Raw genomic sequence first — 13,410 nt, 5'->3', positions numbered from 1 at the left:
TCGAAATTAGTGCTCAACGCTCTATTCTATTATGAGATAAATAAACTAGAAATTCCCCTACTAACAGCCAAGCACTTGAGAGAATCGAAAAAAATACCTACAGAGACAAACTTTATGAATGCTCAGAAACCGAGCCACACGGGTTATTTGATAAAGTGATCAATCTATTACAATAAAAACAGTGTTGTGGCGAGTGTGTGAAGAGCAAATCCGTCAAAATTTTCCATATATTTCTATTCGAGAAGTTACCGTTGCTCCACACGATATGGAATGAACGAATTTTCTTTTTCATGCATTTTAATTAAATTCAATGTCCAATTCAACATAATCTATAAACTCTTGATTATCTAACAAATACGTAATATTACCCTGTATCAATATACTTGTACTGCTCCCCTCTGAAATCATACCATCACCAGGATCTCCTCTGTCATATGAAGGATCAACTGTCTCAATACTAAAACTCACCTCTATTTCAATATAAAAAGATATTAAAATTGCATTCTCTTCAATATCTAGAGTGGTTTCATTCAAAGTTATTATGTAGTCATCAATGAAAGCATCAGTACCCCAGCCAGTAAAATAATCCCCCTCAAATTCAGTATTCATTAGCAGATCATCAACAGTATTTTGAAGGCAATCATTTCTCTCAAAATATATTTTTAGTTCATCTTCTAACAATTCTTTGTCGCACTCATAATTGTCAGTAAAATAATCTTTTAAATTGTCTTCTTCACTTTCTAAGAATACTGATAATGAATTATAGTAATTTAAATCTTGTATATCAGCAGCTAAATCCTCATGAATACTTTTTAGATCTTTATTAGCAAAATCTTTATGATTGCTTGATATAAACGCTACATTATCTGGTTCATTAATATTGCAATACTCAACAATACTTTCCCATATAATAGCATCTTGAAAAGAAATTTTATTCTCATCAAAAGGCTTTATATTATTAAAGTATTTATTAGAAATAGTTTCTGTAATATTTTTAGAAATAGGATAATCAATTACCTTTATTGAATTTTCTTTAATTGTTCTATCTAAGAATTCTTTGTATTTTAAAGTTATTTTATCAGCTTTTAAACTCTCAAAATCAATAATCTCTGATGCCTCAAGTTTTAATAGTTCACTTTTTGTACTCTTCACCTTTTTAACAAGCGGTCTAATTTCATCTTTGTATTTTTTTATTATTTCATTATAATTGAACTTTGTAATACAAAGATCTACTGGTTCATGTCGAGTATATTTAAGTAACTTTTTCATATCCGAGGATTTGAAAAAGAAATCATTGAAAATTATATTTGTGTCTAAAAATATTAAATATGACATGAATGATCTCCTTTTTGAGTATGAATCTTTCTCTACGAATCACATAGAAAAATGAAATTTAATTAGTTTATTAAAACACATTTTTCAACAAGCTTAAGAGACTAATATTAGTTCATAGCTTTGAACATCCTACCCAAATCGTTTTTTTATGATGTCTTTTTTAATTTATCAGACACATAAGCAAAACCTAAGCGGAACTAATACGCTTAGGTTTTTAATATGAATAAAATTCATTAGAACTACTTGTGTAAAAGCAATATATTTTTTTCTACATGTGTTGGGTAGCAAGTGAAAACAAAAGCTTGTTTCAGATGGAACAGTATCTTCTCATGTAATTCTTATTCGAGAGATACATTGCAACGAGAAGGAAAGCACTTAAGACAGTGTTCTCCTAATCTAATCATTAATTGAAGATATATACTAACTAATTCTGTTCAATCTTAAATAATTTACTTTCCTGTGATAACTTAACTATTACATGTGCTTTTTCAAGAAGGCTTTCAGGGAGTTTATCTTTTAAAATTGAAACGACCAATTGAATGTTTTTATCTTTAACAAAGTCTGCCACATTAATTAATTGGTTGTCGTGCATCAGTTCCTTTTTATCGTTAAGCAAAAAGTGCAAACAAGGTAGTCCTTCTTCATCAGCAAAAAGTATATATGCTAAATCAAAACATAATATTTCACCTTGTTTTTTTCCAGAACTCATATTAGCATTGAACGCACTAAATTTATAGAATTGTTGTTTATTTTTATTTATGGATTTATCATATTTAAGTGCATATTTTTCTCCATAGAGTTCGAATGAAATAGCTGAAAAGTGTTTGTTGAACTTTTTAAGCTGATGTTTGAGTACATTCTCAAAGTCATCTGAAAACAAAAAATCATCAATAGTTTTTATTTCACTCTTTAATGCATCAATGTTAGTATCGACTTCATTTAGCTGCGAAATAATACTTTCGTACTCTCCTTTAGTACGATACTTCTCATTTAATGCAATAATAATCTTTTCAAGTTCTTCAAATGAATCGCCTTTGGAAATCTTTAAGGACAAATCCTTTTCTTTTTTTAAAAGCGAGTTAATTTGAAGTTCCTCTGCATGAATTTTTTCTGTTAATGTGGGTAACTCTGCTGTAATAAATTTAACCTTCTCTACTAGCATTTTGTTATGATAAGACACCAAATCTTTAAATGTCTTTTGGATTCCTGTGACATTAATTTTTGCTTCCGCATACAGTATTTCAAGTTGCTTTAAGTCAATCGAAGCAACACTATTCTCCATTTCCTTCTTAGCTTCCTCAATGAGATTCTTACGGATTTTCATTTTGCTAATCGTTGAACTTGTTTTGTTAAGGTTATATCTAATTAAATTGAGCTGTTCCATGTTCTGCTCAAAATCTTCATTTAAATTGAAATTGGATTTCTTTTTATTTAGTTCATCAATTTCATCATTAATCATAGACAATGCAATTTCGTATGCTGACTTAGTCTGTTTCTTTTCTAATCTTTCACGAAACAGTTCTTCTTGTTTTATCTTTGCTACCAGTACTTGTTTCTTTGCACCTTCATCAAAGGTGCAGCCTAATAAAAACAAATATAATGTCTCATATTCTACATCAGATGTAAATTTATCTAGAGTCTTTATTGTATTGTTGATGCTTTCGTCTTTGTATCTTATATTGTGAGATATTATTTGTCTAAGAGTTGGTTTATCTGCTGTATGATTAGGAAAAAGGAGCTCCTGTAACTTACCCTCGAATTCTTTATCAAGTACAGGAATACCATTTATTTTTCGAATATTCCGCTTTCGAGAGAGAAAATTCCTTTCGATTACTACTTCTTTTGAAGTTTCATCATTTAAATCTTCGACTAAAACCAATTTGATAAGAACCTCTTGTTCTACTAGATAATCTTTAACCAGTCCATATACTTCCTTTTTATTCTCAGTATCTGTATAGATAATTGCTGGACTAGCTCCCAGACAAAAGTCAATCAGTTTCAATACAGTCGTCTTACCAACATTATTACCCGTTTGCTTACCATCAGAGGTAGGGGTTTCATCTATGATTAGATTCATTCCAGAGTGAAAATTGAGTTCTCTGATAACACCCTCTTGATTCAATATTATTAATTTTTTTATGAACATAATTCCACCCATCCATCTTCATTCACTGTAGCCACATCTATTAAATATAGCCAATCTAAAGTAAGCATAAAGGTCGAAAAAGACATGTCATTTCTATCTTTTACTTCTTGATAAAGCTCGAATACTTGCTGTTTTGCCTTTAGCTTTAATACCTTTATAACTACTGAACCATTGTAATAAATACTAAGGGTAGGATGTATATTATCCGGCAGCAACATAACTATATCCCTCCGGATTCTTAAAAATTTTACATCTAATAAATGCATCTACCACTAAAATGTATACGCACATTTCAAGCTCTTCATACGGAATTTCATTATAATTTTTGCTTTCTAATATAATTTTTATAACGTTATCTATTATACCAAAGAACAGGTCACAGGGATTAGTTTCTCCATTTTGCAATAGAATATATTGCTTCTTGATAATCTGAAAAACCGATAAACTTTTATTCGCACCCTCTCTATCGAACTCCGCATACTTCTCATCCAACTTCTGATAGTAGATTTTATAATCATCTATTGTTTCTTTTATATCTAAGAGATCATTAAACTCAATTTTCTTATCTATCTCAAAAGAATTGATTTCAGGCGACTCTATATTACTAGATAAATTTTCACTAGCTAATATGTTGATAATAGTTGCAAGATTAGTATCAACCTTTACTACATCAACTTCCTTTCCTAGTTCTTTTTTTATAAATTCGTAGACTTCTCTTTGCTTCTCAATTCGCATATTTAAAACAACATTTAATATAATTCCAATATCAATGATATCGTCAGCAGGCGAGAAAAGGGCTTTATGTGGATTAGTAAAACTTCCTTCTCTTAGCTTTCCCGCGTCCTTTGCAATAGAAACAAACTTAAATGTGAAGCCCTGATATTTCAGAAATATTTTCTTTTTTAATGAGCCTTCAATTTTCTGCTTCGTGCACGTGGAAGAAACTTGTGCAATAATCTTCCCATTAATATCTACTAAATCAATACCTTCGACATTTTGCTTAAGTACATTTAGGTTTACTAATTTAAAATTAAAAAGCAAATTAAGTAAATCAGCAAAAAAGGATTCGGAATAAATGTTTAAATCTAGAATATTTAATCGTCCTCTTTTTTCAATGCGATATGCCAGGACTTGTAATTTTTCTTCTATGTAATTGAAATATTCACTTCGATTCATAAAGTTTGCCTCTTCTCATCAATATATAGAAACTTAATCAGTTAGGTTCTAAATCCAATTCAATTCGAAAATTCTAGGATTTTACAACCAATATGAAATTTCGATAATTACTTGGTAATATCCTTTTCTCATGAAATATCGAAAACATTCTTCGGTATGACCCTATCCAGTAGTTAGTATAAGATTATTATAGCTTTTTTATCAAAGTTTTGGGGTGAGTATTTTAGATATCAAAAAGACACGGAAGAACAACTCCATGCCTCTAAGAAGCAAGTCTACCGCTTTGCTAAATGATGAGTAAGTATTGAAGCAAGTTCTTCAACACGTCTTATCAAAATTGAAATAACGGATGAAAAAATCCAAGAAAACCTACCACACTACTCGCCCCGAATTTCTTAAGATATTAGCTCTATATTTTCCATACATACCCAGTACTGACGAAGGCTTATCGAATCCGCTTGAAAGTTTAGCGAATATCTTCTATACACACAAAGAAAGCCCCAACCATATCGGCGGGGCGAAAACAAGGAGCGTGTGAGTTTATTATTAACATGAATCTAGCTAATATACCTGTCTTTCTATCAAAAATATGCTTTAGAAAGTCCCCCTATAATTCATAAGTGCTACCGCCCCTAATTACTAATTTTTCCTAGATACCTTCGTTTAAGCCTTCGATTTCCTTATCTTTGCTTTGTCCGTGTTATGTAAAGAATGGCTCTTTGCACATAGTTCGTCTTTATCATTTGTACATACTTGATGTTAATCTTAACCAGATTTAACCTATATTGATATCAAATGAACAAAGGTAGGTGAAGAGTTTGGAAAAGATGTTTTCTATTAAAGAAGCCAAAGATATATTGGGTCTTTCTTACAACACCGTGTACCGATTGGTTAATAATGGAACTATTGATGCTATCAAAATCGGCGGTTCTATTCGTATCTCTCAAGCGGTACTTAGGAAGTTTATCTTTGATGACACGTCAGGAGGTAACTGAAATGATAATTAACAGCAAAGCAGTATCACTCACTGAAGCCAGCACAATGCTAGGCATGACAGAAACGGAGGTTTTACGGCTATGTCAGTATAGCTATTTAGAACAAAGCAAACTTGAAAACGGCAAGACACGAATAATCTTGAACAGTCTTGAGAAGTACGCTACTCGAAGCGGTATTATTCTTCAGGATATCCCTAAGCCTTCTCAAAAGCGTTTAGGAAGCCTTACGGTTAAGGAGACGATGACCAAGCTAGGACTTCGCACTGAAGCCGCCGTACATCGGCTCATTCAGGCGGGCAAATTGGAAGCACAGATGGAAAAGGGTATTTACAAGGTTAATGCAAGAAGCGTTAAAAATCATAATATAGGGGGTGAGGTCAATGATTGACAAAAGACACTACACAGTTAATGAAATTTCAGAGATGTTCAACATTGACGAAAAAACAGTTAGAAAATGGATAAATGAAGGTAAGCTATTGGCAGTGCACTTGGCGGGAACAACCGTAAGAGTTCCTGAGACAGAGCTTCACCAGTTTTATATGCGTTCGCATGGACGGAGTTGGTGGGTATGAAGACATGGACTTGCGAGCGTGTGGCTCGTTCCATTGGATGTAGCCCACAGCAAATTAAACGATACTGTGACTTTAAAAAGATACCTTGCTACAGGTCTTCTAGTGACGGTATACAGTCGATGTACACCTACCGCATACATGAGGACGATTTACTAATATTTTTCGATTGTGAAACGTTGGATGACTTTAGTAAGGTGAAATATCGGTAGAGTTGACCCGCCATTTTGTTGGTGGGCTACATAATAGTAGGTATATAGATAAAGATATTGGTCATAATGAACCTGAAACTTCATATCGGCTACACACGTGGTTACAGGAGAACACGTAAAAATACTGGCTCGACATTAAATCAGTCGATGGTTCGCTCTTTAGATGAGCATTACCCTGTACTATTGGTACGAGTGCCACACGGTACAGGGAAAAACTTGCAACTGATTATTGCACCTCTCAGATTCTACTTTTGTAGCCCGTCACGGTCGCCGCAAGGCGAGGGAGTCATGACAGACTTATATTTAATATAAACGTGGTAAAGCCGTACCTGAGCACGTCTGATGTCATGTAGGAAACCTCAATCCATCTGTTTCCTTTGCTCTTCCCCCAAAGGGGGGAGTAAAGTTTCCTTATCCATCTGTTCTACTTTGAATTTGAATCAAAGAGATAGGGCGAGCACAGCGAAGCCCGTGGGAGTAGACCGAAGCGAAGCGGAGGGCTACCCCACCAATAATAAAATACTGTAATGATGTGGAATCCCTCGCTACGCTCGGTCTTCTCCATAGGCATCGCTACGCTCGCCTTCTATAAAGTTGCTGACAATAAAGTTGATGGGGTACATCAAAATTTGCCCCACCTTCTTATCAAAGTACTTTTTAACCCTTTTATACTCCATTTGTAACCCTTTTTAATTCTTCTTTAGTTTAAATCTTACTTTTTCACCAATTAGTACTCCTTTCTTACTCCTTTTGTACTCCTTTTGTCATCCCTTATTATGTAGAAAAGCCGCCTCTGCTGACACAGAAGACGGCTCATTGCCCCTGATGGCACAGGGAGCGACCACTAACCAAAAGTGATGGATGGAAGCCTACGGGCTTCTGAACCTCTCACAACTTTATTATAGAGAATATTCTGCATTTCGTAAGAGTATTGTAACTCCCTCATGTCACAATGATTTAGTGGGGGTATATCAAATATTGATCCACCCCCACCAATATTTCACTTCCTCATAGCAGGTCTCCACTTGAAACCACAGTTCATACAACCGTTAACAATCTCACTTCTTCCTCCGAATCCAACTAAAATACTTACTGGTAGTGAAAGAAAAAAAAGATAGCTCCTAATGCAATGAATATTTGCATAAAAGCTCTTGAACCATCGCTCACACTGTACAAAGAGAAAAGGTAGCTCGATACAATAATCAATATGCCAAAAAGAATCATAATACCCAGAGTCTTGAACAAGTTTGCGAAGCTGTACCCTCTTTTATTAGCTACCACTTGCTGTGACTTGCACCTCCGGCAAGTAACGGCATTTACAGTATTTGTACTGTTCGATTGACTCCCCGTTCCTTCTGCTTGACTGACAGTTCTGTTTACTTGGAGACTAGCCGTCCTAGATTGACCGCTAACAGCCCCTGTTAACTTGAGCAGACGTTGATCTATTGGGCTGATTAAATGTAGTTCTATTATCACGTTGCACTTCGTTTGAATCCTACTGATGAATGTTTGTAGATATTTAGAACTATTCGAAAAAACCTTCCAATTCCCTCTTTACTGCCTTCCTATTTTGTTCGCACCTTTTCCCTTTCATGGAGCGACCACAAATAGTAGGGAGTTGATGACGATGAACATTCAAAGAGAATTTATAGGTACGTCCAATCTTGAGGACATTCTACTATCAGTGATGCGTGCTCAAATTGACAAAATACTAGTATTTCCATACGATGAGACTAGAGCAGATGCTATTCCTTCTGAAACGGAAACAGAAGGGATGGTACTCAAATGAGAGTTGCAATATATGCCCGAGTGAGCACGAAAAAAGATGCTCAAAAGAACAGCTTAGAGAACCAAGTTTCATACGCTACAAGCTTAGCCGCCCAAAATGGTTGGACTATCTCAAATCAATATATTGATGATGGTATCAGCGGGGCGACTAGAGACAATCGGGAAGCAATTCAGCGACTGTTAGAAGATTCAAAAAAGAAGAAGTTTGACGTTGTGATTGCAAAATCAGTATCTCGGCTAGGCAGAAACACTGTAGAAAATTTACAGACCGCCCATGCAATTGAGTCTATGGACATACGTCTAATTTTGCCTGAAGACAATTACGACACTGCAACAAGCACTAGCAAACTCATGTTCAACTTGAAGGCGGTACTAGCTGAAGAAGAGAGTGCAAAGTTATCCGAGCGCATTAAGATCGGATTGCGGGCGAGTGCAAGAGAAGGAGTCTACAAGGCTTCTTTACCTGCATTTGGCTACAAGCGTGATGGAAAGAAGCTTGTACTTGATGAGGTCTATGCCCCTATTGTTCGGGAAATGTTTGACCTCTATCTGTATCAGGATTGGGGTATGTACAAAATCAGTAATTACTTCATAAGCAGAGGTATTCCAACCCCTAGAACTGTATCAGGCGGTGGCAACAAAGGAACACTATGGAATCAAAGCTCCGTAAGTGTCATCCTCAAAAACATTGTCTACACAGGCACTCTTGTACATCATCGTGAAGAGACAAGAGACTTCATCTCCAAGAAGCGTAGACGTGTAGACCCTAGCGAGCAAATAGTTCATGAAAATGCACATCCTTCCATTATCACAATGAACGAGCACTTAGCCGTATTGGAGAAGATGAAGAAAAAAGGCAGGAACAATAGTAACGGTAGTGAAAGTTTATTTGCTCACATTGCCGTCTGTGCTGATTGCGGTAAGGGTATGACCTTTCGTAAAGACAGAAGAAAAAAGAGCGGCGGAGCTTATGTATGCGTTGGCTATGTGAAGCACTCAACATCTTACTGTTCCTCTCATATCATTGGATACGACAATTTACTGCAAGTGGTTAAAGATGACCTTAAGGAACTGATTACTGACAACATCAAGCTAGAAAGGCTCTATGGGGCGGCAAACACAAAGGCTAATGAACAGCATGCAAAACACTTGAAAGAACTTTCCAGCGTTACAAAAAGGCTGAAGAAGCTTAACAATGAATTTAAAAACCTTTTGGAACTCTACTCAGAAAAAGTTATCGGTATAGTACAGTTCAAAGCACAGAATGAACATATCCAAGCGGAACAAGGTAGGCTTTCCCAAAGAAAGGCAGAGATTGAAAGTCTACTTGAAACAAAAAAAGACACGGAAGAACAACTCCGTGCCTTTAGGAAGCAAATATCCCGCTTCACCGAACTTGACATTGACGATGAACAAGTCTTGAAGCAGGTACTTCAAAAACTAATACAAAAAATCGAAGTCAATGAAGGCGAATCGATCAAAGCCATACATTACAATACTTCACGTCCTCAATCCGTAAGGACGTTGGAACAACAAGGGGCGTAGGACTAATCCTGCCCCTTCCATTTTAGTAACACTGTACACTCCACATGCACCGTATGCGGGAACATATCCACCGGTGTTACCTCCACCGTCCGATACCCGCCATCCTCCAGCACCCGCAAATCTCTTGCCAGCGTACTTGGATTACAACTCACGTACACCACCCGTTCAGGCTTCATCTCAAGAATCGTCTCTAGCAGGCGCGGATCGCACCCTTTACGCGGTGGATCGACCACGATCACATCCACCTCAACTCCCTGCTCTTTCCAGCGTGGAATCACATCCTCAGAAGCACCGACTTCAAACTCCACATGCGTCATACCGTTTAGCTCCGCATTGGCACGTGCATCCTCGATCGCTTCCTTCACGATCTCGACTCCATACACCTTCTTGGCATGCTGCGCCAAGAATAGGGATATCGTCCCGATGCCGCAATACGCATCGATCACGGTCTCTTCCCCGGTTAATCCGGCATACTCCACCGTCTTGCCATACAGCACTTCGGTCTGGGCAGGGTTCACCTGATAGAAGGAACGCGCCGAAATCGCGAACTTCACATCTCCGATATAGTCATGGATAACCTCACGCCCCCACAGGACGCGGGTCACATCCCCAAAAATAACGTTGGTCTTGCGCGTGTTCACGTTCTGACAAACGCTCACCACGGCAGGGAGCTCTTCACGTATCGCCGAGATCCATTCGTTCACGCGTGGAATCCGTTCGCCGTTCGTGACGAGCACAATCATCATCTCCCGGGTAGCAAAACCGATCTTCACCACCACATGACGAAGCAGGCCTTGGCCCGTCTCTTCATTGTACGCGGTAATGCCTAACTTCCGCCCGATGGCTTTAACGCGGCTGACGACCTCGTCGTTCTGTTCGTGTTGGATGAGGCACGTCTCCATGTCCACGATCCGGTGGCTGCCACGGGCGTAGAAGCCGCCGACCAGGCCGCCTTCCGTTACCCCGATAGGCACCTGGGACTTGTTGCGATAGCGCCAAGGCTCGCTCATACCGAGTGTCGGACGCACGAGGACCCCCTGATGATCTGAATCAACGCCGGACACGGCAGGATTCGCCCCGTTGGTTTCAGAATTCTCAATGTCCCCTCCACCATCTGTGCCACTCCGCTCATCGCCCGCACGCGTCGCTCCAACATCTTCCGCCTCATGCACCACCCGCAGCTTCCCGATCCGCTCCAGGTTGTCCACCACCAGCTGGCGCTTCCACTCCAGCTGACCGGCATAATTCATATGCTGCAGCTGGCAGCCGCCGCATTGGTCGTAGATCGGGCACGGGGCCGCGATGCGGTTTGGGCTCTGTTCAACCAGCTCCATTAGCTTGGCGTAGCCATACTGCTTCTTAGTCTTGAGCACTTTCACCCGGGCCTTCTCGCCCGGCAGGGCGCCCTGAACGAACAAGGTGTAGCCGTCGGCACGGCCGACCCCTTCCCCGTCATGGTTCATTCCTATAATATCGATCACGACCTCGTCGTTCTTCGCCACCGGCAGATCCAGGAGGGCCGCCGAAGCCGCCGGCTTGCCGCTGCGGCGCGTGTCGCTTCCCTTGCGGTTCTTTTTCATGATGTGCTGTTCACTTCTTTCCGTTCAACTTGTCCCTTACCACTCTATATTCCCCATCGGAACACCATCCATAATCGAAGCGGGTGATCTTCCGTTAACCTTCATTCGCTTAAACAACAAAAAGCTCCCCCAAGGGAGCTTAGCGCACAAGCTCACGTCCATCATTATACGGGAGCCTCGTATGTTATTCAATCCATTCAGCCTGCAAATCCAATCATTTACTTACAAGAGCCTGGAGCCTAAGCGGCGATTCTCGGCCTGTTCCTTCTCGTTCCATGGCCCATCGCCCCAATCGCCTATCCATCGCTAATGTGATCAGTCCACGCTGAGCCATCGGCAGCAGCTATCCCGCCTTACGCGCGCCCCATGCCTTCCGCCTCTCTACCATCCACCATCTCAGCCAAAAATCCTTAAATGCTGCGGCAGGACACGGAACGTGCCCGGCAGAACGCCGCCGAACTCGCCGTCCAGGTTCAGCTGAACCGGTCCCGGAGAGACGACCTCCATATAGTCGGTGCGGAAATGCACGACCCGCTTGTCGTTGATATGCTCGCCGCGCAGGGCGAGCGTAGCCACGCGCACGAACTCCGCCAGATTGCACTTGCGCAGCGCAATGACATCGAACAGGCCGTCGTCGATGCTCGCGCCCGGCGCGATTTTGTCGAAGCCGCCGACCGAGTTGCTGTTGGCAATGAGGAACACCATGAACTCGTCATGGATCGCCGGATGACCGCTGGCGTTGATGATGAGCTCCTGCGGCGCGAGGCTGACCATTTTCTCGATCCCCTTCAAATAATACGCCAGCTGCCCGATCATCGTCTTCAGCTTGCTTGGCACCTCATACGTGAGCTCAGTCAGCGTACCGCCGCCCGCGATATTAATAAAGTAGCGATCATTCGCTTTGCCCACATCAATCGGACGCGTCTCGCCCCGAATCACCAGATCGCAGTACTCTTCCCAGTTCTTCGAGATGCCGAGCGCCCGCGCAAAATCGTTTGTTGTGCCCAGCGGGAAAATACCGAGCGGCGGGAGGTTATCCCTGCCGGCCATCCCGTTGATGACCTCATTGAGCGTACCGTCTCCGCCGGCCGCGATCACAAGATCGTATCCGCGCTCCACGGCATCCGCCGCTTCACGGGTCGCATCCCCCTCTCCGGTCGTTGCATGACAGGAGGTTTCGATGCCAGCACTGTCCAGACGGTGCAATATATCAGCAAGCCGACGCTTCATTTCCTCCCGGCCGGAGGTTGGGTTATAGATTAACCTTGCATTTCTCATTAACGATACGCCACCTACTTATGATTTCAAGGATAGAAGAAGAAGTTTGGCCTGCGACTCCATCCACTGCGGCAGCAGCGGGTGCGGAAGCAAGGTTCTGCCGGAATATCGGCAATCCAGCCCCTCGAGCCGATCAGGTATCACCTTCTCCGTAAAATACCCCTCACTCAAAAAAAGCGGAGCTACGATCACATCGCAGCCGCGCTCCATCCATGCTGTCACCTTGTCCCGAACATCGCCGGGACTGAGTAAAGCATAATCCGCGCTTGTTCCGCATACCTCGCTAACTCGCTGTGCCAAAGAGTTAATACCCTTTTCCCAGCGGCTGCGAAACAGATCATGCCGGCTGCCGTGTCCGACGAGAAGAATAACCTCCTGCGCCGGGTTCACGGACAGCTCTCTCACCTTATCCCATACCATGGCCGCAATCTCGGGGGCGTCGTCCATCGGCGTGCCAAAATGAACCCGGGACCGGACCTGAAACAACGCTAGGTCCGTCTCCATGTCCGGAACGGCCTTCGCTCCTATAGCATAAGCTATTTCGTCGACATGAGTGCTGCCGGACGAGACAAATAGAGGAATGACCACAATGTCGGTGACACCCTGGTCTTCCAAGGCCGTGATGCCGTCCTGAATCAGACGGCCCTCTACCAGTTCCAGGTACGAAGAGACGACCGGTATATCCATACGGGACGCCAATCTGTGGACGGCTTCGTCCACAAGCGACACCCATTTCTGTTCACGCGAACCATGACTAATAACCAGCACACCCGGTTTCGTCATAAG

At 41.2% G+C, this 13,410-nt stretch carries 12 protein-coding genes; 5 read left to right on the top strand and 7 right to left on the bottom strand.

Features of this window, described 5'->3' with window-relative positions; translation table 11 throughout:
• Positions 1 to 297: 297 nt before the first annotated feature.
• From MKX98_RS05295 to MKX98_RS05280, 4 genes are all read right to left on the bottom strand, one after another.
• Positions 298 to 1,335, bottom strand: coding sequence for a PIN domain-containing protein (locus MKX98_RS05295; protein ID WP_339221827.1), 1,038 nt, complete (start codon positions 1,333 to 1,335; stop codon positions 298 to 300).
• A gap of 424 nt (positions 1,336 to 1,759) precedes the next feature.
• Positions 1,760 to 3,457 (bottom strand): DUF2326 domain-containing protein, encoded by a 1,698-nt coding sequence (locus tag MKX98_RS05290; RefSeq protein WP_339221825.1) that lies wholly within the window; start codon positions 3,455 to 3,457, stop codon positions 1,760 to 1,762.
• Positions 3,458 to 3,471: 14 nt separating this feature from the next.
• Positions 3,472 to 3,699, bottom strand: a complete 228-nt coding sequence (locus MKX98_RS05285) for an ABC-three component system middle component 6 (protein ID WP_006208589.1) — start codon at positions 3,697 to 3,699, stop codon at positions 3,472 to 3,474.
• Positions 3,683 to 4,657, bottom strand: a complete 975-nt coding sequence (locus MKX98_RS05280; protein ID WP_006208588.1) for an ABC-three component system protein — start codon at positions 4,655 to 4,657, stop codon at positions 3,683 to 3,685. Before MKX98_RS05280 ends, MKX98_RS05285 begins: the two co-directional genes overlap by 17 nt.
• Positions 4,658 to 5,484: 827 nt before the next feature.
• Between MKX98_RS05280 and MKX98_RS05275 the strand changes: the two genes are divergently transcribed.
• The 5 genes from MKX98_RS05275 to MKX98_RS05255 all read left to right on the top strand — a co-directional run bounded on the left by MKX98_RS05275 (position 5,485) and on the right by MKX98_RS05255 (position 9,766).
• Entirely contained in the window at positions 5,485 to 5,652 is a 168-nt protein-coding gene (locus tag MKX98_RS05275; RefSeq protein ID WP_339224319.1) for a helix-turn-helix domain-containing protein, read from the top strand.
• Between the two features lies 1 nt (position 5,653).
• Complete coding sequence (locus MKX98_RS05270) at positions 5,654 to 6,040, top strand: hypothetical protein (protein ID WP_339221822.1); 387 nt, start codon at positions 5,654 to 5,656, stop codon at positions 6,038 to 6,040.
• A complete protein-coding gene (locus MKX98_RS05265; protein WP_339221820.1) occupies positions 6,033 to 6,224 on the top strand; it encodes a helix-turn-helix domain-containing protein in 192 nt (63 codons plus the stop codon). Before MKX98_RS05270 ends, MKX98_RS05265 begins: the two co-directional genes overlap by 8 nt.
• Positions 6,225 to 8,060: 1,836 nt before the next feature.
• Complete coding sequence (locus MKX98_RS05260; protein WP_006208582.1) at positions 8,061 to 8,222, top strand: hypothetical protein; 162 nt, start codon at positions 8,061 to 8,063, stop codon at positions 8,220 to 8,222.
• On the top strand, positions 8,219 to 9,766 hold the full coding sequence (locus tag MKX98_RS05255) for a recombinase family protein (protein ID WP_339221817.1): 1,548 nt from the start codon (positions 8,219 to 8,221) through the stop codon (positions 9,764 to 9,766). Before MKX98_RS05260 ends, MKX98_RS05255 begins: the two co-directional genes overlap by 4 nt.
• Positions 9,767 to 9,768: 2 nt before the next feature.
• Here MKX98_RS05255 and rlmD read toward each other — a convergent pair whose 3' ends face one another.
• The 3 genes from rlmD to MKX98_RS05240 form a co-directional block, all read right to left on the bottom strand.
• Entirely contained in the window at positions 9,769 to 11,346 is a 1,578-nt protein-coding gene (gene rlmD, locus MKX98_RS05250) for a 23S rRNA (uracil(1939)-C(5))-methyltransferase RlmD (protein ID WP_339221815.1), read from the bottom strand.
• 396 nt (positions 11,347 to 11,742) lie between these two features.
• Positions 11,743 to 12,624, bottom strand: coding sequence for a diacylglycerol kinase (locus MKX98_RS05245; RefSeq protein ID WP_009592325.1), 882 nt, complete (start codon positions 12,622 to 12,624; stop codon positions 11,743 to 11,745).
• Between the two features lie 18 nt (positions 12,625 to 12,642).
• The gene (locus tag MKX98_RS05240) at positions 12,643 to 13,407 is read right to left on the bottom strand and encodes a CbiX/SirB N-terminal domain-containing protein (protein WP_339221813.1); all 765 of its coding nucleotides are present in this window, start codon (positions 13,405 to 13,407) and stop codon (positions 12,643 to 12,645) included.
• Positions 13,408 to 13,410 lie beyond the last annotated feature (3 nt).

This window comes from Paenibacillus sp. FSL W7-1332 (genome assembly GCF_037969785.1).
Taxonomy (GTDB): Bacteria; Bacillota; Bacilli; order Paenibacillales; family Paenibacillaceae; genus Paenibacillus_AQ.
This window is presented reverse-complemented; position numbering and strand designations above follow the sequence as displayed.

Bases quoted from the DNA above. Each gene is read 5' to 3' on its own strand.
- MKX98_RS05260 (WP_006208582.1), top strand. From the start codon at position 8,061: ATGAACATTCAAAGAGAATTTATAGGTACGTCCAATCTTGAGGACATT.
- MKX98_RS05270 (WP_339221822.1), top strand. From the start codon at position 5,654: ATGATAATTAACAGCAAAGCAGTATCACTCACTGAAGCCAGCACAATG.
- MKX98_RS05240 (WP_339221813.1), bottom strand. From the start codon at position 13,407: ATGACGAAACCGGGTGTGCTGGTTATTAGTCATGGTTCGCGTGAACAG.
- rlmD (WP_339221815.1), bottom strand. From the start codon at position 11,346: ATGAAAAAGAACCGCAAGGGAAGCGACACGCGCCGCAGCGGCAAGCCG.
- MKX98_RS05275 (WP_339224319.1), top strand. From the start codon at position 5,485: ATGTTTTCTATTAAAGAAGCCAAAGATATATTGGGTCTTTCTTACAAC.
- MKX98_RS05285 (WP_006208589.1), bottom strand. From the start codon at position 3,699: ATGTTGCTGCCGGATAATATACATCCTACCCTTAGTATTTATTACAAT.
- MKX98_RS05255 (WP_339221817.1), top strand. From the start codon at position 8,219: ATGAGAGTTGCAATATATGCCCGAGTGAGCACGAAAAAAGATGCTCAA.
- MKX98_RS05280 (WP_006208588.1), bottom strand. From the start codon at position 4,657: ATGAATCGAAGTGAATATTTCAATTACATAGAAGAAAAATTACAAGTC.
- MKX98_RS05265 (WP_339221820.1), top strand. From the start codon at position 6,033: ATGATTGACAAAAGACACTACACAGTTAATGAAATTTCAGAGATGTTC.
- MKX98_RS05295 (WP_339221827.1), bottom strand. From the start codon at position 1,335: ATGTCATATTTAATATTTTTAGACACAAATATAATTTTCAATGATTTC.
- MKX98_RS05245 (WP_009592325.1), bottom strand. From the start codon at position 12,624: ATGAGAAATGCAAGGTTAATCTATAACCCAACCTCCGGCCGGGAGGAA.